Raw genomic sequence first — 21,527 nt, forward strand, 5'->3', positions numbered from 1 at the left:
GCGGTTGTCGGCCCACCCTGGCCGCCTTGCTATAATCTACTATCGCATTGTAAACAAACGTTAAGAACCCGTTTGCACTGGCAGGGTCATGAGCTTCCAGTTAAGCCCCGAGCTGTCGCTGCCTATCCCATCGCCGGTGGGGGAGGCTGCTTACCGTGCCTTTCAGTGGGGCAAAAACCTCTTCGGCTTTGCCCACAAGGCTCTCTCCACCCAAGCTGCCGAACTGATGCTCTCTGCCCTCAGGGAGCTGCAGAGCTTTGTCTCCGGCAAGCCTCTGCCACCGCGGGAGCGGGTGAAGGTGAGCGCAGCTACTTTGCAGGAGTTGCGGGCTCGCTACGAGCGACTTCTAGAAGTTGATTGGCAAGATGCGGAAGCAGGCTACTACCCTCACGCGCTTCTCTTCGACAACCCCTGGCTGGACTTTGCCCGCTATTACCCAGCGGTGTGGTTGGAACTGCCCCAGATTGCCCGACGGGTACACGGCCGGCGCTACCAAGAGTTTTCTCCAGACATCTCCACAGAGGGCTACCCAAAATACTACCTTCAGAACTTCCACTACCAAACCAACGGCTACCTGAGCGATCGCTCGGCTGAGCTCTACGACTTGCAGGTGGAGTTGCTGTTTGGGGGTACGGCGGATGCGATGCGGCGACGGGTGATCCGCCTGCTCAAGGATGCCCTCGATCCCAACCTATCTGCTCCCCACATCCTCGACGTAGCCTGTGGCACAGGGCGGATGCTGCGCCTTTTGCGGGGATCCCTGCCCAAGGCGGCGCTGTATGGCTTGGATCTTTCTCCTGCCTATCTGCGCAAGGCCAACCGGCTGTTGCAGGAGTTGCCCGGGGAGCTGCCGCAGCTTATTCGCGCCAACGCCGAGGCCATGCCCTACGCTGACGCTTTCTTCGATGCAGTTGTCAGCGTTTTTCTTTTCCACGAGCTGCCTGGCCCGGTTCGGCAAAACGTCATCAACGAGATCAGCCGGGTGGTGAAGCCAGGGGGCGTGGTTGTCCTCTGCGACTCGGTGCAGCTGCTGGATTCGCCGGAGCTGGAGGAGACAATGGAAGCTTTTGCGCAAACCTTCCACGAGCCCTACTACCGCGACTACATCCGCGACGATCTGGGAGCGCGCCTGCAGCGGGCAGGCTGTGAGGTGTTGCGCCGAGAAACCCACTACGTTAGCACTTACCTCTTGGCCCGTAAGAGTTGAGCGCCCTTGCCAAAAGCTCAAGAAGAGATTCGCAGAAGTCTACCTAGGGGTATAGTAGTAGCAGACACCAAACTTGATACGAAGCCAGGCCACCAAGACCATGGACGGGAAGGTGGTTAGCGTTCATCTCTTTACTTAGGCTCATGTCTCCTCCGCATGGATCCCTCCGTGCCGGCATCACTGCACTGAAGCAGGAGCGCTACTTAGAGGCGATCAACCTTCTTGAGTCTTTCTGCTACTGCTGCTCGATTCAAGGAAGCTCGCCGCGCCAGGGGGAGCGCAGTAGCTCCAGGGTAAGCTCGGAGGAATGTGCTCTGGCTCGAGTGGCCCTGGTCATAGCCTATCAGGGCAGTGGCGACTTGGAGCGATCGACAGCCCTCTGCCAGGAGCTGCTGGAGCAGGGGGAGACTCCTTCAACTCCCCCCTGGGCACGGGAATGGGCAGCGCAGGCTCTTGCTACCCTCAAGCAGGCAGCAGAACACCCTATGCCCCCTGAGGAGGTGATGGCACGGTTGCCTGTCCTCCAGCAGTTGGAGGCCTGTTAGCCCCGCTGTAGCTCTCGCGACCCGGCCCCCTATCTGCTCAAGGCCACCCGCTGACTGGCTGAATTTAAGAAGCTGGACTTTGGCAGCTAGGTTCTATCCTTTTCGCAGTAGGAAAGCTCCGAAAGTATGCCTGCCACTGAGCCCACTACCTATCACTTCATCGTTGGCAGTCTAGATTTTTTGCGGTCTGAACCTCTGGAGGAGGTGCTGGAGGAGCGTCGGCGACATTACGCGGAGCAGCATCGACCCATTGATTTCCACTGGGTGCCCCAGCCAGCTTTCATGGAAGCTCCCGAGTTAAAACCCCTGCGCAACAAGTTGAAGGAGCCGCTGGGGGCAGTGGTCTCGACTAACGAGAATTTCATTCGCTGGCTGGCGGTGCGCCTTGGCTTTGTGGAAAAGGGCAGCTTTGTGGCCCCCAGTGAGTCGATTCCGGATCCCTTGCGCTCCCTGTCGTTGTCGGAAAGCTGAGAGGCTTGTCCCCATTGCTGCCTTGGCACCTTGCTGCGCCCAGAAGGACAAGCTGGGCAGCGAGGGGTAAGCTGCCCTAAAGGTGGCCGGAGAGGCGGGTTTGATTGCAGGCTAGGTCAAAATTTAAGATTAGGGCACCTCTCCCGCTCCAGCAGCAGCAAGGCTGTCGGGCAGCAGGAAAGGTGGGGGAGGGAGATAGGCTGGGCGGGGGCACCATGACTTGGGAACAACGAAGGGACTGGCTGCAAGAGGGAGCGGAGCTCTACTTAGTGTCAACAGCGGCTATGGAGACGCTGAAGTCAGAGGAGCTGGGTTCTCCCCTTGAGCCGATAACAAGCCCTGCCTCTAGCTTGCCAGGGGGCCCAGCCGGGGATCCCTTGCCAGAGCCGCCTCCCGAGGATCCCAAAGAGAACAGCCCAACGGAGAAGCTAGAACAGGCGGATCCCCCTTTCTCAGGGACAGGCCTGGGAAACTTCGCTGCTGTGCTGGGCCAACGCAATTTCCTGCTGCTGTGGATGGGGCAGGTGTTTTCCCAGCTGGCCGACAAGGTGTTGTTGGTGCTGCTGATTGGGGTGACCTCCAAGCGGTTTCAGCCAGAGGGGGCTTCCATCAGCGGCTGGGTAGCGGCGGTTATGCTGGCCTTTACCCTGCCGGCAGTGTTGTTGGGCAGCTTGGCAGGGGTATTCGTGGATCGCTGGCCTAAGAAGGCCGTGCTGGTGCTCTCCAACGTGGTGCGCGGCATCCTGGTGCTGCTGCTGCCGCTGCTGCTCTGGCTGACGGCGGGGCGTGACCTTTGGCCAGGGATCCCTTTGGGCTTTGGCGGGCTGCTGCTGATTAGCTTTGCCGTCTCTGTCTTGACCCAGTTTTTTGCCCCTGCCGAACAGGCCACTCTGCCGCTAATCCTGACCAGGCGGGAGCTGTTGGCGGCCAACTCCCTTTACACCACGACGATGATGGCTTCGCTGGTTGTCGGCTTTGCCATTGGCGAGCCGCTGTTGACGCTGGCGGAGCGTTGGGTGCGCGCCTGGTTGCCTGGCTGGGAGGTGGGGCCAGAGCTGTTGGTGGGGGGAGCCTACCTTTTGGCGGGATCCCTGCTGCTGCTGTTGCAACCTCACGAGAAGCTAGACTCCCGCTCCTGGGAAGCCCCCCATCTCTGGGAAGATCTCAAGCTGGGCCTGCAATACATCGGGCAAATGCCCCTGGTCCGCGCAGCCCTGCTGCAGATGGTGGTGCTCTACTCGCTGTTTGCGGCGCTGGCGGTCTTGGCGGTGCGGATGGCGGAGGTGATGGCGGAGCTGGAAGCCGATCAGTTTGGAGTGTTGCTGGCTGCTGCCGGCCTAGGCATGGGGATTGGCGCCTTTTGGGTAGGGCACATAGGCCGAGGAGTAAGCCGTCGGGCCTGGAGCGGGCTGGGATCCCTCCTGCTGTCTCTGGCGCTGGTGGCTTTGTCGTGGACAGAGAGGAAGCTGTTTCCCAGCTTAGCCTGGATTGCCCTGCTGGGCTGTGGAGGGGCTTTGGTGGCGGTGCCGATGCAAACTCTGCTCCAGGAGGAAACGCCTGAACATCTGCGGGGCAAGGTGTTTGGGTTGCTCAACAATGCCGTCAACATTGCCCTCAGCTTGCCGCTGGTGTTGACAGGGGTAGCGGAAACCTATCTGGGCCTTTCCTGGACGTTTCTTGCCCTGGCAGTCTTAAATGCGTCGGCAGGAATGTACTTCTGGAGTTTGTTGAATAGAGAGGCTTGACTTCTTCGCCAGCTCTAGCTAAGTTGCTCCTTCCCAGCAGCGGTGCCGGCCTCCCCAAGCCCTCCGCGCCGCTGACGGCAGGGCAAGGCAGAGCTTAGGAGCAGCCCCATAGCTACGCGCCGTCCTGCTGTCGGGCTGCTGCTAGCTTTCCCATGCCCAGGCAGCAAGCAGAGGGGGGATCCGCGTCTGCTAACCTTATGGGAGGTTTAACCGTTCTAGCAGCGTAGGGATCCACCCATGCACATTGCCTGGATAGGCAAGAAAACACCCTTTTGTGGCAACGTCACCTACAGCCGCGAGGTAACCAACGGCCTTTTGGAGCGGGGCCATCAGGTGAGCTTTTTCCACTTCACCAACGAAGAGGTCGCCGCTGAGGGGGGATCCCGTCCGGGGAGCAACTGGCGTGCCGAGCTGGAGGGGCGGGATGTCTCTCTGCCCTGTCTCTACAAGTCGCAGATCTACACGATCCCGGCTCCCAACGCCCGGCGGCTGCTGGAGCAAGCCCTGCGGGAATTGCAGCCGGATTTGGTGCATGCTTCTTTGACCATTTCGCCCATTGATTTTGCGTTGCCGGAGATCTGTGCTGAGCTCAACCAGCCCCTAGTGGCCACTTTCCACCCAGCTTTTGACCGACGGCGGCGCAACATCGCCTCCCGCACCCAATACTTGGCCTATCAGCTCTATGCCCCCTGTTTGGCCCACTACGATCGCACCATCGTCTTCTCGGAAACGCAGCGCCAGGTCCTGGTCAAACTGGGGGTGGGCAGCGAGCAGGTGGTGGTCATTCCCAATGGCGTCGATGTTGACAAGTATTCGCCAGGGCCCTCCACCCTCAAGCAGCGGCTAGGGCTAGAGCGGGTCTTCGTCTACCAAGGGCGGATCTCGCCGGAAAAGAATGTCGAGGCCCTGCTCAAAGCCTGGAAGCAGGCTCAAATGGGGGAAAAGTGCGGCCTGCTCATTGTGGGGGATGGACCCCTGCTCAATACCCTCAAGCCCTTCTACACTCGCCAGCACGGGATCTACTGGCTGGGCTATGTTGCCGACGAGCAGGAGCGCATTGAGATCTTGCGGGGATCCGACGTGTTCATTCTCCCCTCCTTGATCGAGGGGCTGTCTTTGTCGCTGTTGGAGGCAATGGCCTGTGGGGTAGCGGCGGTGGCCACTGACGTCGGCGCCGATGGCGAGGTTCTGGCAGACGGAGCCGGGATCCTGTTGGATCCAAGCCGAGTGACGGTGGAGCTGCAAACGCTATTGCCCCTCTTGCGGGATCAGCGGGAGTTTACCCAACTGCTGGGGATGAAAGCCCGCCAACGGGTTCTGGAGCGCTACACCCTCAGCCACAACCTCAGCCGCCTGGAACAGCTCTACCGAGAGGTGTGTCAGGGATCCCGTCAGCCCAGAAGGGCGTAGCCGCCAATGACCTCGACAACATTAACTCAAGCAGAGCCTTGGGGAGAAGACGGGGTAGAGCCTGTGCTATCTTTGCTAGACTGCATCGTTATGTTGCTGAGGGATTGGCTCTACCTTCCCCATGGAGGAGCACAGCCCGCAAAAAGCTTTACCGGCCCAGCCGCCCGCCGGGCGAGCAGGTTTGTCCTGGTCGGACTCCTTGCTTCCTCCCAAAGTTCTGCCTGCCTCGCTGCCGTCCACAACCGACCCGAGCACTCCCAGCTCAGGGCAGGAGGATCCTCGCTCTAGGCTTGGTACTGCCAAGGAGAAGGAGCCGCCAGCCCTCTTGCCCAGTCGGGCCAACAAAGCTGAAGTGGGGGCAGACCAGCAGTCGATGCTGTACTTGTTGGGAGGATTGGCTTTTGCCCTGCGCTCCTTCAATAACCTCAACCAGATCCTGGAGTTCACGGCTTTTGTGGCCAGCCAACTCACTGGGGCTGAGGGGGGAGCGCTGGTGTTGTTTAACCCCAACGGCACTATTCAACTGGATCAACTGCACTGTTTCGATCTCGATCGCCGCGAGCAGATTCGCGCCGAGATGGAGCAGATTGCCCAAGCCCTATCTGCTCAGGAGCCTCTTCTCAAACTAGAGGGATCCCTGGCGGTGAAGATCCCAGCTCTTGAACATCTTCTGGACGAGCGTCTGCGCCAGAGCCTGGGGCCGGATGGGCGCCTATTTGGCACGCCGCTGTTGATCCGTAACTCTGTCCAGGGTCGCTTGTACGTCTTCAGCCGCCAGCCCAACTACCACTGGACCGAGCCTCGCCAGCAACTTTTGCGCCTAGTGGCTGACCAAGCGGGTGTAGCCATCGAGAATGAGCGCCTGCGGACAGCCTTGCGCCGCAGAATGGCCCTGGAAAAAGAAATGGAGATCGGCTCCTACATCCAGACCCAACTGTTGCCCCGCCAATACCCCCAAGTTCGGGGCATTCGACTGGCAGCCCGCTGCCGCGTAGCCAGCAAAGTGGGGGGCGACTACTACGATTTCATCAAGATCCCGAGGGGGCCTGCCTCTGCAGAGCCGGCCAGCAACCGGGCGGAACCGCCTGAGCCCTCCGCGGACTCTCGCCTAGCGATTGTCATTGGGGATGTCATGGGCAAAGGTGTACCTGCCGGGCTGCTCATGAGCATGACCCGCGCCATGGTGCGGGCAGAAGCTCTTAACGGCCACTCGCCGGCCCGCGTTCTCCAACATCTCAATCGGGCCATGTACAGCGATCTCAAAAACTCCAGTCGCTTTATCAGCCTGTTTTACTCGGAGTACGATCCCTGCTCCCGTCGCCTGTGCTTTGGCAACGCCGCCCACAACCCTCCCCTCTGGTGGCAGGCCCGCACCCGTGAGATTCAGCCTTTGGATACGGAAGGGGCGCTGATTGGCTTGGAGGAGCACAGCCAATACTCAGAAAGCTGTGTGCAACTGCAGCCAGGAGATGTTGTAGTCTACTACACCGATGGCTATATTGAGGTTGCCAATACCCGCGGGGAGCGGCTGGAGACTGCCGGTCTAATGGATGCTATCCAGCGGGCTGCCAGCTGCTACGAGTCGCCAGAGGAGATCCTGGAAAGTCTCTTTGCGCAGATGGATGCTTTTCGAGGCCGCCAGGGAGTCCACTTTGTTGTCCCAGAGCCAGCGGTGGAGCTAGAGCTCCTATTCCGGGAGGAAATTTCCCTGCGACCTATGCCGGTGGACGATACCACCCTGGTGGTGCTGAAGGTGTTGCCGGAGCCTGAGGCCGCCTAGCTCCAGAAGGTCTGTAGTTGGATGGCCAAGGGTAGGGCTACCGTTTGCGCTAGTGGGACGGAACCTCACCTGCCCTAGTGTGACGCGCAGAGTTTACAGTACTCTCTACCTAGGGGAATTCGTCCGTCTTTACTTGAGCTTTACCGGAGGTATGGGCATGAACTTCACTTCCTCTTACCTGCCAGCTCCGCCCGCCTTGCAGACAAAGGCCATCGTTGCCCAGGTGTTCCGCCAAGATGTGCTGGGCGATATCCGCAAAGGTTGGAACAACTTTGTGGAATCAGGCCAAATTTGGGCGCTTCTGATAGGGCTGGTGGCGGGCTACATGCTCAAGAGCATCACCAGCTCCCACTAAGGCTAGGTGGGCTTTGGCAGGGGTCTTCTAGCCATTGCAAGGCAGGCTTTTGTTTCCACGGCAGCCATCTCTTTGGGTGCTGGTTCCTATGCCTGAGCCAACCTCACCTTCCACCCCCCGTCCCTGGAGCAGCCGCTTCGAGGGATCCCTACACCCCCAAATTGCCCGCTTCAACGCCAGCATAAGCTTTGACATTCGCCTTTTGCCCTACGATGTGGCCGGATCCCTGGCCCACGTGCAGATGCTGGGGGCATGCGGCATCCTGAGCCGGGAAGAGGCGGAGCAAATCCGGCAAGGGCTGGAGCAGATCCAGAAAGAGGCAGCCGAGGGGAGTTTTCAGCCTGACCCAGAGGCTGAAGATGTCCACTACGCCGTCGAGCGCCGGCTGGTAGCGTTGGTAGGGGAGGTGGGGAAAAAGCTGCACACCGGCCGCTCCCGCAACGACCAAGTGGCCACCGACTTGCGCCTTTACCTGCGGGATCAAATTGACGTCATCCGCCATTCTCTCTGGGAGCTGCGAGGGGTTTTGCTGGAGTTGGCTAGCCAGCACGTGGAGACAATCCTGCCCGGCTACACTCACCTGCAGCGGGCCCAGCCCGTTAGCCTAGCCCATCACCTTTTGGCCTACGAAGAGATGTTCTGGCGGGACTGGCAAAGGCTGGGGCGAGTGCGGGAGGAGGTCAACGTCTGTCCCCTGGGATCTGGGGCGCTAGCCGGCACTTCCCTACCCATCGACCGGCAGTTTGTTGCTCATCTGCTGGGGTTTGAGCGCATCAGTGCCAACAGCCTGGATGCGGTGAGCGACCGCGACTTCCTCGTAGAGTTCCACGCCGCCGCCAGCTTGATCATGGTTCACCTTAGCCGCCTCTCCGAAGAGATCGTCCTCTGGGCCTCGCAGGAGTTTGGCTTTGTCACCCTCACTGATACCTGTGCTACCGGCTCTAGCCTTATGCCCCAGAAGAAAAACCCCGACGTGGCAGAACTGGTGCGGGGTAAAGCCGGGCGGGTGTTTGGGCATCTGCAAGCCCTGCTGGTTACCCTCAAAGGGCTGCCCCTGGCCTACAACAAAGACTTGCAGGAGGACAAGGAGGGGCTTTTTGATACTGTCGATACTGTCAAAGCCTGCCTAGAGGCGATGCGGATCCTCTTGCGAGAAGGGATCCAGTTCCAAACCCAGCGCCTGGAGGCCGCAGTGCAGGCAGACTTTTCCAATGCCACCGATGTAGCCGACTACCTGGTGCGCAAAGGAGTCCCTTTTCGCACTGCTCACGACTTGGTGGGGCGGATTGTGCGCACCTGTCTTGCGGAAGGGATCCTGTTAAAGGACTTGCCCCTGGAGCGCTGGAAAAGCTTTCACCCGGCCTTTGAGGAGGATATCTTTACGGCCATCGATCCCCGTCAGGTTGTGGCTGCGCGGCTTAGCCCCGGGGGAACCGGTTTTGCCGCAGTGCGGCAGGCCCTGCAGCGAGCCCATGCCCGCCACCAGCAACCAGACTAACGTAAACTCTGGCTCAGCCCACCCTAGGAGGAGCTCCATATTGGAGGCAGGATGCAATTCTAAGCCACCTCCCTGCCCCCCTTTGCTCTGGGGGAAGTGGTAGAAGCCAAAACCGCCACCTTTGTGGCCCAGGTCCTTGAGCTGGAACGCCTGGCCTTCCCGACCCTGCCTGCTCTATCTACGGAGTGGTTTGCTACGCAGCCATCACGCCTGTTGACCCAGTTCACCGACCCAGAGCTTTGGGTCTTTCCCCCAACAGCTGCGGGAGCAGCAACCCCAAGTTTTAGCGACTTCCGCGCCGCCATCGCCGGCTTTGTCAGTATCTGCCGCCGCGCCCGCCCCTATTCCTGCTCCGAGGGCCAGGTGCGGGAGTTTTTCTGCGCCCCCTGCTGCACATCCCCAGCATTCCCAGCAACGAGCTAGTGGCTGCTGTCATCCGCCAGACCTTTAGTGCAGGCAGGGCGGCAGTTGAGCTGGCTGCGGCGGGAGGGTTACGAGCGCCTGAGTGCAATTTTACGAAAGATTGAAGCCTAGGCGAAGAAATATTGAGAACAGCTCTGAATCATGCCGAAATAGCCTCTGAAGATGGTAGCCTGAAACAGCCTCAGGTAAACACTCTTTACCTTCTCTTGGGTTGAAATGTCTAACAAGTTTAACCCCTTTGACAAACCCTCCAAGGGTAATTGGGCAGGCCGCACTTTTTCTGCTGCTGTTGGCGCCTCCTTGGCTGCTGGGGTTTGCATAGCTCACGGCAAGCCCCTTCTCTTCTCGCTGCTGGTGGCCACTTGCGCAACGGTGTTTACTCTCATCTGTGACGAAATGGAGTGGATTTAAGCCCAGCAGTAGCTTTGCCTTCTCCCACGACCAACATTTCTCTCATTTTGTGCGATAAAAGCTGAAAGAAGATCGTTAAAACCCAACCTAAAGAGAGGGATTCTTGTTCCTCCGCTTCGACTTCGGGGGCTGCAGGATCCCTCTTCATCTGTTCTAGTGGGCGTGTGGAGGTGGAGCTGCCACCAGGTTGCCTGTTGGCAGAGCTAAAGTGGGGCAGGTCTTCACGACAAGGGCGGCTATAGTCTCTGTTGAGAACCCTGCCGACCAAAGGCCCTCCGGAGCAGATTAGTCCATTGCCCTTGATCCCATGGCTTCCCCTCCTCTGGTTTCTGTAATCTTGGGTACGCGGCCCGAGGCCATTAAGCTGGCTCCAGTGATCCAGGCCCTGCGGGCCAGTCCCTACCTGCGCACCGAGGTCGTCCTGACGGGGCAACACCGAGAGATGGTGGATCAGGTGATGCGGCTTTTTGGCCTCCAGGCGGACTGGGACTTGGGGATCATGCGGCCTCGCCAAAGCCTAGCTGATATTACCGAAGCCACCCTGCGCGGCCTAGAACCCTACTTGCAGGGGAAACAGCCCCAACTGGTTTTGGTTCAGGGTGACACCACCACAGCCTTTGCTGCCGCCCTGGCTGCTTTTTACCAACGCATTCCCGTGGGGCATGTGGAAGCCGGTCTGCGCACCGACGATCTTTACCACCCTTTTCCCGAGGAGGCCAACCGCCGCCTCATCTCCCAGTTGGCTACCCTCCACTTTGCCCCCACGCCGCAGGCCGTGGAAAACCTCAAGCGCAGCCACGTGGCGGGATCCATCTACTGCACGGGCAACACCGTCATCGATGCCCTACAGCAGGTGGCTTCCCTTGGGATCCCCTGTCCTATCCCCGGCCTAGACTGGGAGCGCTATCGCGTTTTGCTGGTTACCATACACCGGCGGGAAAACTGGGGGGATCCCCTTCAAGCCATTGCCAAGGCTCTCCTGCAACTTTTGGCTGAGTTCCCTGATACGGCTATTCTTTTGCCTCTCCACCCCAACCCAGTCGTGCGGGAGCCCCTGCAAGCGCTCTTGGGATCCCAGGAGCGGGTCTTTCTCACTGATCCCTTGGACTATCCCTGCTGGGTAAGCGCCATGCAGCGCTGTACTTTCATTCTCACTGATTCGGGTGGCATTCAGGAAGAGGCCCCTGCCCTGGGCAAGCCGGTGCTGGTGCTGCGGCAAACCACTGAACGCCCCGAGGCGATTGCTGCTGGCACCGCCCGCCTGGTCGGCACCCACCCCGAAAAGATCCTGGAGGCGGCTCGGGAGTTGCTTACCGACCCTCAAGCCTACGCCCGCATGGCACAAGCCAGAAACCCCTTCGGTGACGGCACAGCCGCCCAGCAAATTTGCCGCCTCATCGAGAGTCAGCTCGCCGCAAGAGCTAGTACTCTAAGCGGAGATTAGCTTACAGGAAGATACCAGCCTGTTTTAAGGGCAACAGTCTATCTCCTTCAGCTCTATGTACTGTAGAACATATGGGTTCGTAGGCAAGTTAGCATTCCTAGAAAGCTCAACTTCAAGGGGGGATGCGTAAGTAAAGTAGCGAACATAAAAGAGCCTAGACTATCCCAGTGAGGCCTTTTGGAAGCTGTTACCTGGCAAAAAACATTTTTAACATTGGCAAAGAAGGGGAGTTGCCTTGGGATCGGCTAGGATGTTTAGCATTGGCTAGGATAATTAAAGATATCCTGAGGGCTGATATGCCATCCAGTTGGTCTTATACCTCCTCCCCTAGTCCTGATCAGGGTCTGGGGCAGGCCCACTCAGCTTCTTCTTGCTCCAGCCGACCCTCCCTAGGCGAAGGGCTGGCAGCCAACTTTGAAGGGAACGGGGCTCAGACTAAGGCGGCAGGTTATCCAGAGGAAAGCATGCTGAGCAATGCCGCAAAAATCAAGGTCGTGGGGGTGGGGGGAGGAGGTGGCAACGCAGTCAACCGGATGGCAGCTAGTAATCTCAAGGGCGTCGAGTTTTGGAGCATCAACACCGATGCCCAGGCGCTTGCCCAATCCTCAGCGCCAACAGTAAACCGTCTGCAAATCGGGCAAAAGCTAACTCGTGGACTAGGGGCAGGCGGCAATCCGGCCATTGGTCAAAAAGCGGCCGAGGAGTCCAGCGAGGAAATTGCCGCCATTCTCAAAGGGGCAGATCTGGTCTTCATTGCTGCTGGCATGGGAGGGGGCACAGGAACAGGGGGAGCGCCGGTGGTGGCCCAGATTGCCAAGGCTAGCGGCGCCCTGACCGTGGGAGTGGTGACGCGGCCTTTTTCTTTTGAGGGCAAGCGGCGCGCCAAGCAAGCTGAAGAAGGGATCCAAGCCCTGCAGGAGGCAGTGGATACCTTGATTGTGATCCCCAACGACAAGTTGCTCTCGGTAATCTCTGAGCAAACCCCTGTGCACGAAGCCTTTCGCGTTGCCGATGATGTCCTACGCCAGGGAGTGCAAGGTATCTCGGACATCATTCTCATCCCCGGCATGATCAACGTGGATTTTGCCGATGTGCGCAGCGTCATGGCCGACGCCGGGACTGCCCTGATGGGCATTGGGATGGGATCCGGTAAGTCCCGTGCCCGCGAAGCCGCCATTACTGCTGTGTCCTCTCCCCTTTTGGAAACCTCCATCGAGGGGGCCAAGGGCGTACTCTTCAACATCACGGGCGGACTGGATCTGTCGTTGCACGAGGTAACGGTAGCAGCGGAGATCATCGCCGAGGCTGTAGATCCAGAGGCCAACATTATCTTTGGCACGGTGCAAGACGAGCGCATGCAAGGCGAGGTGCGCATCACCGTTATCGCCACAGGTTTTGACCGCTCGCGATCGGCTGCTAGCCCTCCCGCGGCGAAGACCTCCACCGCCAACTCGGTGGGAACGCGCAAGCCCTCCTCAGAGCCACCCCCTCGGCAGCCCCCTGAGCCTGAGCCCCCGACTTCTGGGGGGTTGGACATCCCCGAGTTTTTACGCCGCCGCCGTCCCACCCTCTAGCCAGGGGAGGGGGCAATGCTGGGGAAAGCTTTGGAGGTGGGGAGGAGTCATGAACATTGTTGTACTAGCGGGAGGCCGTTCGGCAGAACGGCAGATCTCCCTAGTGACAGGGAGAGCCTGCAAGCGGGCTCTGGAGGACTTGGGGCATCGGGTCAAGCTCATCGACCCGGAGGAAGATTTGCCCCTGCGTCTCTGGCAGGAACGGCAATCTGGCTGCGACTTCGTCTGGATTGCCCTGCATGGTCCGGGTGGCGAGGATGGTGTGGTGCAGGGGATGCTGGACTGGCTGGGCCTGCCCTACCAGGGATCCGGGCCGCTGGCCAGCGCCCTAGCTATGGACAAGCTGGTCTCCAAGCAGATCTTTCGTGCCGAAGGGGTCCCTACCCCTGACTGGTTGGCCTGGGATGAGGCACAGCCGCTCTCCTGGGCTGAGTGTGCGGCGCGCTTGGGATCGCCGCTAGTGGTAAAGCCCAGCAACAGTGGCTCGACGCTGGGGATCAGCATTGTGCAGGATGAGCAGTCGTTTGCCCAGGGGCTGGAGTTGGCCCGCTCGATCTCGGCGCGGGTTTTCCTGGAGCGCTACATTCCTGGCAAGGAGATTACCCTTGCTATTCTCTCCGGCCAAGTTCTGCCGGCCATTGAGATCATCCCGGCGCGAGGGGATTTCTACGATTACGAAGCCAAGTACGCCCCCGGCGGCTCGCGGCACTTGATCCCCTGTTCCCTCAGCTCGTCAGGATTAGCCCGCTGTGAGGCCGTGGGCCTCGAGGCCTATCGGGTGCTGGGGTGCGAGGGTTTGGCGCGGGTGGATCTGCGGGTGGACGCCGACGAGAACCCCTGGGTGCTGGAGGTGAATACCTTGCCTGGCATGACTCCTACCTCCCTCTGTCCTGAGGCAGCGGCGGCTCTGGGCTGGACGTTTACAGAGCTGGTAGACCGGATCTTGCAAGATGCCCTACAGAGAGCGGCTGCAACTCGCTCAGCCTTGCTTGCATCTCGGTCTTCTCCCCTGGGTTCGCCAGCCTGATAGGAACGCTGGCTTTCTGGTAGCAGCGCCTCCAAAAGTCGCGGCAGCGGCTTCGGGGTAAAATTGGGCAGAAAGGCCCCCGGCAGAGGGGGTTTCCCTGCAAAGGCAGGGCAGCGGTGAGTTCTATGCAAGAAAAAACCATTGTCCGCAATTATTTCAACACCGTTGGCTTCGAGCGCTGGCGCCGCATCTACGGCGAAGAGGAAGTCAACTTCGTCCAAAAGGACATCCGACTGGGCCATGCCCGCACGATTGAAACGGTGTTGCAGTGGCTGGGGGATCCCTCCGGTTTGCGCATTTGCGATGCCGGGTGTGGGGTGGGCAGCCTTAGCCTGCCTCTGGCTGCTCGTGGGGCGCAGGTGTTTGCCAGCGACATTTCCGAACAAATGGTCAACGAAGCACGTCGCCGGCAGCAGATTGAGCTGGGATCCCTGGACAACCCCCAGTTTCAGGTCTTGGATCTGGAGGAGCTAACGGGGCAGTACGATGTTGTCATCTGCCTGGACGTGATGATCCACTACCCCGAAGCCGACGCCCTGCGCATGCTTAAGCACTTGACCAGCCTGGCCAAGTCCCGCCTGATCTTCAGCTTTGCTCCCAAAAGCCCCTGGCTGACGCTGCTCAAGAAAGTAGGGGAGTTCTTCCCTGGATCCACCAAAACCACCCGTGCCTACCTCCACCGCGAGGCCACCTTGGTCAGCCACCTTGTCGGGTGGGGCTGGAAAGTCCAGCAACGACAAGCCATTCAAACCCGCTTCTACTTCGCCCGTCTGCTCGATCTGGTGCGCTAAATCCGGCGGAGGGGAGCCGATAACTTTTGCAGGACAAGCCGCGCCTTGGCCTACACTTCCCAATCGGGTGTTGGCAACTGGAAACGGCGGCCTCTTGGCAAGGGAACGGTCGGGATCCCTAGTTTGCAGCTGGGTTTGGACTTCCCGGCACCCGCAGCAGCTCTGCCCCTTCGAGTACCCGCGCCGAGCGGATGACATCTCCCACCTGGATGCGCTCCACCCACTCCATGCCACTGGTGACATAGCCAAACACGGCATAGCGCCCATCCAAAATTGGCAGAGCAGAGAGGGCGATATAGAACTGGGAAGAGGCCGAATCCAGAGGGCTGGAGCGGGCCATGCCCACCGCCCCCAAACGATGGGGCAAAACCAACTTGCTCAGGGCTACGGGATCCTCAATCAAAGTGTTGTAGCGGGGGTAGGGTTCTCCGCGCACCTGGATTTCCAAAGGGATAGTGCGCAGGCGGTTGCTGCCTGGCTCGGTGGCGCCACCGGTGCCATCCCCTCGGGGATCTCCTCCCTGCACCACAAACGGTTGGGGATCTTTCTCCACCCGATGGAAAGTCAAGCCGTTGTAGAAGCCCCGCTGCACTAAGTCGACAAACTGGCCAGCCGTAAGAGGCGCCCCATCGCCGCGGATCTCCAGAAGCACCCGCCCTAGGCCTTCAGCGGTCTCGATTTCCAGTTCCACCACTGCCTTGCCCTGCAGCTGCGGGCGATCGGCATAGGCTGCCGGGATCCCCTTTGAGGCTTCCGGTGCAGGAGGCATGCTGCGGCAGGCCAGCAGACTGAGACAGACATATCCCAACACGCAGGCAATCCCCGCCCTGCGACGGCTCCTTTTCCCCAGCCTGCCCACTGCCATCTGTGCGCTTCCCTCCTAAATTGACTGAGGTAACCCCAACTGCAGGGTAACGCTGCGGACGCCATTGCTCACGGCCACCCCGTGGGGGCTGATGGAGGTGACCCGCCACTCGCCTTTCACCGTCTGGCCAACCGGCACCTGCCGCATCACTTTGTCCACCAAGATCAAGGCCTTGGGAGCGCCTGGATCGTGGATCAACCCCACCAATTTCATCTGCGGCGGTGCTGGAGGCGGAATCCGTGCCGGCGGATTAGACACGCGAGCGGAAGGGGGAGGGCCGGCTGCTAGAGCAACAGAGGGGCTGGTGGCCGCTGTCAACCTTGCCGAGGGTGCCTCTGGCTTCTTCCCTCTTGGCTCTTGAGACGGAACCTGTTCAGGCAACTTGGGAGGGTTTTCATCCTTCGAAGCCAAGGAGAGCTCTTGGGCTGGCAGGGAAGCAGAATAGACAGGCTCAGGCCTCTCGTGGCTGGGATCAACTACCAGCTGCGGGCGCAGGGTCATCCAGAAGGCCAGACCTGCCACCAGCGCGGCTGCCGAAGCCAAGCCCAGCAGCAGTCCACCTCTCGCTGAAGAACGGCGGGGAAGCAAAGGGGGGCGCGTACCCCAATAGGGATACTCCTCCGCCCCCTCTTCCTCTAGGCTTTGCTCCAACTCCTCCAAGAGCTCATCCAGCAGAGAGTCTGCTTGAGTTGTGTAGCAGCTGGACAAGGCCCACGGAGAACAACGGCTCCTGGCTGCTGAAGCATCAAACCCAGACACGGAAACAGGCCCTCCCTACCTTGGACGGCAAGGAGCCCGCGGCTTGAAACACCCCAGCCGCCAACCGCCGTCTCCCTAGCCCAGCGACCTTAGAGGAGCCGCATTTCTGGGTACTCGGTCAACAGCGCCTCTGCCGACAGGGTGTCTCCTTCTAGCTGCGGCGTCCACAGCACCTCGATGGCCACAATCCGCTCGGCAGGGATGGAGGCCAACTGCATCAGCCACTGCCGCAGCTCCGCCACAGACTTAACTACAGGTAGTGTACCTAAGTTGCCGCGATACGCAACCAGTAGAGTGACGACCAGGTACTCGCCAACCTCGGGGATCCCGGCAGCCGCCCGCCGCAGAGCTGCTTGAGGAAGCTGCTGGATCTGGTTGTTGCGGTTGGTGAGGGTTTCGGCGCTAAACTTGCTCCGCTCTTGCAAAGAGGCTTGATAGAACAGGGATTCGGCGCGGGAGAGGGGCAGCTTCTCCGCCTCGGCATAGCCATAGGCCCAGTAGTCGCTGTAGCGCATCAAGCCAAGGCTAACCTCTTGCAGCAATTGGCTCAGCCCCTCTGGCGACTGGGTATCCGCTTCCAGAGCCAGCGCATTGATCTCCTTTTGCAGTTGGCGGGCGCTGGCCAGTAGGCCCACCTTCACTTGGGCAACGGTTACCTGCGGGTCGCCAACTTCCTCTTCTTCGGCAACAGCCGAGCGCAAGCTGCGCACTAGAAAGCTACCGGCCCCAATCAAGAGCAGCAACGCCAGCAGGCTGCCACCGCCTCCCCAAAACAAGGGCACCACCAGCGGAAAGCCAAACCCCCCGCCATAGCTGGGGTACACGGGAGCCGAGCGAGGGCCGACAGAGCGGGGAGCCGAGAAGGTCGGGGAGCGGAAAGAGCCGCCGCCAATGCGGCCACCGCTGCGCGCCCAGACAGCGCTCACAGGGGCCAAAGCCAGGATCAAAGCCAGGGCAAGAGCCAACAGAGAGCGGCAGGTGCGACCAATGTGTTTCAGCATGTTCACAGTTTATCCATCACAGGGCTAGTCCTTACTCAATTGTAGGCTTTCTCCTCAGGCGCTAGAGGCCAAGGACGCGCTCCGCTTAACCAGCAGCTTGGAGCATTACAGGCCATTACAATCTGTAGCGAGCCCCCTAGAGATGGGCACTAGACCCCTAACCCCTAGGCAAATAGGGGCCGGCAGGCGGTCAAGAGGAGGAGCAATGCAAGTGGAAGTGCCAGTTCAAGAGCGATCTCTTCAGCCCTTGGCCCAGAGGAAGATTCGGCTATTGGTGTTGGACATCGATGGCACGCTGGCGGGGCCTTCCAACCAGGTTTCGGAGCCAGTGCGGCAAGCCATTCAAAGGGCCAAAGCCGCAGGCGTGCGGGTGGCCATTGCCACCGGTCGGATGCATTGTTCTGCCGAGCGATTTCACTATGAGATTGGAGCCGATATGCCGCTCTGCAGCTACCAGGGGGCACTCATTCGCGATCCCGATAGCCAAAAGACGTTAAAGCACTGGTGCTTGGACTGGTCGCTGACTGAGGAGTTGTTGCAGCTGCTGCAGGATCTGCCGGTGGGGGTGCACCTCTACATCGACGACCAGCTCTACTTGCGGGAGCTCAACCCCTTGAGCCGCGCCTATGCCGAGCGCTCGCAGGTGCCGTTTCAGATCTTTTCTCCTGCCCAATATGGGCAAAGACCCACCAAGATCCTGGTGGTTTCGGAAGATACGGAGTTTTTGCAGGAACTCCAGAGATCCCTGCGGCAGCGGTATTCTCCCGAGCAGCTCTACCTCACGCGGTCAGAGCCCATTTTCTTGGAAGCCACCCACCCGGCAGTCAACAAGGGCAATGCAGTGCGCTTTTTGGCAGAAGAGGTGTTGGGGGTGTCGGCAGAGCAGGTCATGGCCATTGGCGATGGCGACAACGACATCGAGATGCTGCGGTATGCAGGGATCGGGGTAGCCATGGGGAATGCCTCGCCGGCCTTGCTGCCCTATGCCGATTGGGTTGCCCCTCCTGTTACTGAAGATGGGGTGGCGGTGGCCATCGAGACCTTTATCCTCAACTAGGCAGGGAGGCAGGGCGTGGCAGCTTCTCCTTTCCCCCAGCTCATCCTACGTCCAGAGCAGCAACAGGTCTTGGCCTATCAATCGGGGCCACTGGGGATTTCCGCGGTTCCAGGAAGCGGCAAGACGTTTATCCTGGAGCTGCTAGTTGCCGATCTCATCCTCAAGCGCGGCGTCCCACCGGAGCGCATCGGGGTGTTTACCTACATGCGTTCGGCGCGGGTTAACTTGCTGCACCGTATCAACCAACGCCTACAGGAGGCGGGCTACCCAGATCGCTTTACCCAAGCCTTTACCTTGCATTCGCTGGCACTGCGGGTGTTGCGGGAGGCCCCAGGCCCTTGGGAAGAGCTGTCCATCTTGGAGGGGTATGAGCAGGAGCGCCTCCTCACCCGCCTTTGCCGCGCCTGGCTCAACTCCCACACCCACCTCTGGGAGCCCTTGATCCCTACGGATGAGAATTTCCCCCAAAAGGTAGCCCAAAACCGGCGGCGGTTCCGGCGCAGCTTCCAGGAGATGGTGCAGGCGGTAATTAGCACGGCCAAGAATCTCCGCCTAGGGCCGGAGGCGCTCCCTCGCGAGGGCTACCTAGGCTGGGCGGCTCCTGTGTACGATGCCTACCAAGCGGAGCTGCGCCGCCGCGGCCAGCTGGACTACGACGACCTGGGCTGGCAGGCCATGGATCTGCTGGAGCGCGACGCAGAGCTGCGGCAGCAGGTGCAAAGCTGGTACGACTACCTGTTCGAGGACGAGGCCCAGGACAGCTCCCCCCTGCAGGAAGAGCTGCTGCGGCTGCTCAGCCAGCGCACGGGCAACCTGGTGCGGGTAGGGGATCCCAACCAGAGCATCATGGGCACCTTCACCACGGCTGAGCCACGGCTGTTTCGCGCCTTTTGTCAGGCCAGCCCCCAGATCATCTCCCTGCAGGAGTCCAGCCGCAGCGCTCCCCAGATCCTGGAGCTAGCCAACCGCCTGGTGGACTGGGTTACTCGGGAACACCCAATCCCAGCCCTGCGCACTGCCCTGGCCCCCCAGCCCATTCGCCCAGCCAGTGCCGGCAGCCCAAATCCCCCAGCCAGCGAAGGACAGGTGGAGTTTCGCTGCGTCAGCGGCACTCCCGAGCGGGAGCTGCAGGAGGTGGCCCAGTGGGCTCTGGCAGCCGCCCAAACCTTCCCTGACCAGACAGTGGCTATTCTGGTGACCACCAACGAGCTGGGGGGAAAGGCCCTCGACTACCTGCGGGAAATGGGAGGGGAGCGGGTTGTCGACCTGTTGCGGGGCAGCCCCAGCCAGCGACGGGTGCTGCTGCAGCTCAAGGGGGTAATTGACTGGTTGGCCGAGCCCACTTCCTCTGCTCGGCTGGCTGCGGCAGTGGATCGCCTGGCCGATTGGGCCGGGATCCCGCGAACTGAGCTGGAGCCGATGCTGGGCTGGATCCGCGCCTCGCTGCCGGAGCGGCTGCTCTTTCCCCAGTTTGATCCAGCTCCCGTGCTGCCTGAGAGCCCCTCTTGGCAGAACTTGGGCCGCTTGCTGCGCACCCTGGCCAGTTGGCTGCGGGCCGGGCGGTCTCCCTGGCCGGAGGTGCTGAATGTCATTGTCCAAAGCCTCTACCGCAAGCCGGAAGAGCTGTTTGTGGGCTGCTATGTCCTCAACCAGCTGGAGCAGGTGCTGGGATCCCTGCCCGAGACCGATTGGCAAGAAGTTGCCCAGGAGTTTCAGGTAATTCTGGATCGCCGCCTCCACAACCTGCCCTCCGAGATCTTGGCCTTCAACCCCGAGCCGGGCACGATCACGGTTGCCACTCTGCACCGGGCCAAGGGTTTGGAGTGGGATCAGGTTTTCATCCCCCAGGTGTCGGCCTACGAGTTTCCTACCCACTACGAGGAGCGACCGGTGGGGCTGAGGTTTTTGGAAGACGTCGATATGAAGGCAGAAGCCCTAGCCCAGTTGCGGCAGCTCAGCCCCAGAAGCTACTGGGATCTGCAGGCCAACTCTCCTACCGAACAGGCCTTTTTGGACTTGGCTGCCGAGCGGTTGCGGCTGCTGTATGTGGGCATCACCCGCAGCAAACGGCGGCTGACCCTCTCGGTCTCTACCCAATCTTCCTATGGCAGAGAGCAGAGCCCAGCTTTGGCCTTTCGCGTGCTCAGGCACAGTTTTGGGCTCAATTAGCCCCAGATCAACTAAGGTTCTTGTTTCTTCCACAGCCTGCTAACATAGCTAAGCCCACGGGGGCAGTCGTTACAGGCCATGGGTGTTTTGCCATGCAACCTCGGCGTGTTGCCCGCGAACTGGCCTTGCTGGGGGTCAGCCAACTGCCGACCACGGCGGCCAAACTCAGCGAAAAACAATTGGAAGACTTGCTGTTGGCAGCTATCCGCACCTTGCAGGAAGAAACCCATGAAACCCTTGCAACCGCAGCAGCGGAGATCCAGCGCAGCGACCGCCTGTTGCAGGAGAGCGATCCCCTGTTGTTGGCCGTTTCTGAGGCGAAGGAGGAGAGCGGATCCCGTTCCCTGGCTCTCCGTCTTCAGCAGGCCCAGCGGCAGCTGCAGCGTCTGGAAAGGGCTTTGCAGGAGGTCGCTGTGCCAAAGGAGTTGCCGGAGCTGGTCTACCAAGCCCAGGTGGCCCTCGGCAACGCGGGTCAAGCCCTGGAGCACCTGGAGCAGCGGCTGCAGAGCGTCCGCCACATCCTGGAGGAAGTGGTTCAGTTGTCCCAAAAGGCCGTCAACCGCCTGGGGGCTGCCCTCTCCATGCCGGAGCTGTTGCACATTGTCCAAGCGCCGGAGGTGCGCGCCTATGCCCTGCAACTGTTGACTGCCCTGCACACCCACAAGGAAGCTATCGATGCGCGCCTGCAGGGGGTCTTGGTGGGCTGGCAACTGCAGCGGGTGGGGCGGATCGAGCGCGATATCCTGCGCCTGGCGGTGGTGGAGATGGAAATACTGGCCAGCAGCCCCGTTAAGGTCGCCATCAACGAAGCTGTAGAGTTGGCCAAAAAGTATGGGGATCCGGAGGCTGCCGCTTTCGTCAACGGCGTGCTGCGACGAGTGGTGGACAGCCAGGAGACACTTGCTGACAGTTCCCCCGGCTAAAACCGGGATCCCAAGATCTGCCTTGGACAATGGCAGGGGATCCCCCCCAAGAAACCTCTTGCACGGCTGCTG

The 21,527-nt window shown here is 60.4% G+C and carries 19 protein-coding genes; 16 read left to right on the forward strand and 3 right to left on the reverse strand.

Annotated features, from left to right (window positions below):
* Positions 1-88 precede the first annotated feature (88 nt).
* From NW833_RS02770 to bchM, 13 genes are all read left to right on the forward strand, one after another.
* Complete coding sequence (locus tag NW833_RS02770; RefSeq protein WP_414411470.1) at positions 89-1,207, forward strand: class I SAM-dependent methyltransferase; 1,119 nt, start codon at positions 89-91, stop codon at positions 1,205-1,207.
* A gap of 143 nt (positions 1,208-1,350) precedes the next feature.
* Positions 1,351-1,752, forward strand: a complete 402-nt coding sequence (locus NW833_RS02775; RefSeq protein ID WP_414411471.1) for a hypothetical protein — start codon at positions 1,351-1,353, stop codon at positions 1,750-1,752.
* A gap of 126 nt (positions 1,753-1,878) precedes the next feature.
* Positions 1,879-2,223 carry an MgPME-cyclase complex family protein gene (locus tag NW833_RS02780; protein ID WP_414393331.1) on the forward strand — a complete coding sequence of 115 codons (345 nt, stop codon included), beginning with the start codon at positions 1,879-1,881 and terminating at the stop codon, positions 2,221-2,223.
* Positions 2,224-2,438: 215 nt separating this feature from the next.
* Entirely contained in the window at positions 2,439-3,968 is a 1,530-nt protein-coding gene (locus NW833_RS02785) for an MFS transporter (RefSeq protein ID WP_414411472.1), read from the forward strand.
* A 237-nt stretch (positions 3,969-4,205) separates the two neighbouring features.
* A complete protein-coding gene (locus tag NW833_RS02790) occupies positions 4,206-5,378 on the forward strand; it encodes a glycosyltransferase family 4 protein (RefSeq protein WP_414411473.1) in 1,173 nt (390 codons plus the stop codon).
* A gap of 325 nt (positions 5,379-5,703) precedes the next feature.
* Positions 5,704-7,158, forward strand: coding sequence for a PP2C family protein-serine/threonine phosphatase (locus tag NW833_RS02795; RefSeq protein WP_414411474.1), 1,455 nt, complete (start codon positions 5,704-5,706; stop codon positions 7,156-7,158).
* Between the two features lie 79 nt (positions 7,159-7,237).
* Entirely contained in the window at positions 7,238-7,513 is a 276-nt protein-coding gene (locus tag NW833_RS02800; RefSeq protein ID WP_414411475.1) for a hypothetical protein, read from the forward strand.
* Positions 7,514-7,601: 88 nt separating this feature from the next.
* On the forward strand, positions 7,602-9,011 hold the full coding sequence (argH, locus tag NW833_RS02805; RefSeq protein ID WP_414411476.1) for an argininosuccinate lyase: 1,410 nt from the start codon (positions 7,602-7,604) through the stop codon (positions 9,009-9,011).
* Positions 9,012-9,650: 639 nt separating this feature from the next.
* Complete coding sequence (locus NW833_RS02810) at positions 9,651-9,845, forward strand: hypothetical protein (protein ID WP_414409645.1); 195 nt, start codon at positions 9,651-9,653, stop codon at positions 9,843-9,845.
* Between the two features lie 307 nt (positions 9,846-10,152).
* The gene (wecB, locus tag NW833_RS02815; protein ID WP_414411477.1) at positions 10,153-11,289 is read left to right on the forward strand and encodes a non-hydrolyzing UDP-N-acetylglucosamine 2-epimerase; all 1,137 of its coding nucleotides are present in this window, start codon (positions 10,153-10,155) and stop codon (positions 11,287-11,289) included.
* A gap of 464 nt (positions 11,290-11,753) precedes the next feature.
* The gene (ftsZ, locus tag NW833_RS02820) at positions 11,754-12,863 is read left to right on the forward strand and encodes a cell division protein FtsZ (protein WP_414393345.1); all 1,110 of its coding nucleotides are present in this window, start codon (positions 11,754-11,756) and stop codon (positions 12,861-12,863) included.
* A gap of 49 nt (positions 12,864-12,912) precedes the next feature.
* Positions 12,913-13,890: a D-alanine--D-alanine ligase gene (locus tag NW833_RS02825; RefSeq protein WP_414411478.1), complete on the forward strand. Its 978-nt coding sequence runs from the start codon at positions 12,913-12,915 to the stop codon at positions 13,888-13,890.
* A gap of 125 nt (positions 13,891-14,015) precedes the next feature.
* Positions 14,016-14,681 carry a magnesium protoporphyrin IX methyltransferase gene (bchM, locus tag NW833_RS02830; protein WP_414393348.1) on the forward strand — a complete coding sequence of 222 codons (666 nt, stop codon included), beginning with the start codon at positions 14,016-14,018 and terminating at the stop codon, positions 14,679-14,681.
* A 118-nt stretch (positions 14,682-14,799) separates the two neighbouring features.
* Here bchM and NW833_RS02835 read toward each other — a convergent pair whose 3' ends face one another.
* From NW833_RS02835 to NW833_RS02845, 3 genes are all read right to left on the reverse strand, one after another.
* Positions 14,800-15,546: a peptidylprolyl isomerase gene (locus NW833_RS02835; RefSeq protein ID WP_414411479.1), complete on the reverse strand. Its 747-nt coding sequence runs from the start codon at positions 15,544-15,546 to the stop codon at positions 14,800-14,802.
* 15 nt (positions 15,547-15,561) lie between these two features.
* Positions 15,562-16,254, reverse strand: coding sequence for a hypothetical protein (locus tag NW833_RS02840; RefSeq protein ID WP_414411480.1), 693 nt, complete (start codon positions 16,252-16,254; stop codon positions 15,562-15,564).
* Between the two features lie 140 nt (positions 16,255-16,394).
* Positions 16,395-17,306 carry a DUF1517 domain-containing protein gene (locus NW833_RS02845; protein WP_414411513.1) on the reverse strand — a complete coding sequence of 304 codons (912 nt, stop codon included), beginning with the start codon at positions 17,304-17,306 and terminating at the stop codon, positions 16,395-16,397.
* Between the two features lie 205 nt (positions 17,307-17,511).
* Between NW833_RS02845 and NW833_RS02850 the strand changes: the two genes are divergently transcribed.
* From NW833_RS02850 to nusB, 3 genes are all read left to right on the forward strand, one after another.
* Positions 17,512-18,363: a Cof-type HAD-IIB family hydrolase gene (locus tag NW833_RS02850; protein ID WP_414393356.1), complete on the forward strand. Its 852-nt coding sequence runs from the start codon at positions 17,512-17,514 to the stop codon at positions 18,361-18,363.
* A 15-nt stretch (positions 18,364-18,378) separates the two neighbouring features.
* Positions 18,379-20,532 (forward strand): ATP-dependent helicase, encoded by a 2,154-nt coding sequence (locus NW833_RS02855; protein WP_414411481.1) that lies wholly within the window; start codon positions 18,379-18,381, stop codon positions 20,530-20,532.
* A gap of 92 nt (positions 20,533-20,624) precedes the next feature.
* Positions 20,625-21,455 carry a transcription antitermination factor NusB gene (gene nusB, locus NW833_RS02860; protein ID WP_414393360.1) on the forward strand — a complete coding sequence of 277 codons (831 nt, stop codon included), beginning with the start codon at positions 20,625-20,627 and terminating at the stop codon, positions 21,453-21,455.
* The last annotated feature ends 72 nt before the right edge of the window (positions 21,456-21,527 follow it).

It is taken from the genome of Synechococcus sp. O70.1, from assembly GCF_047462215.1.
GTDB lineage: Bacteria > Cyanobacteriota > Cyanobacteriia > Thermostichales > Thermostichaceae > Thermostichus.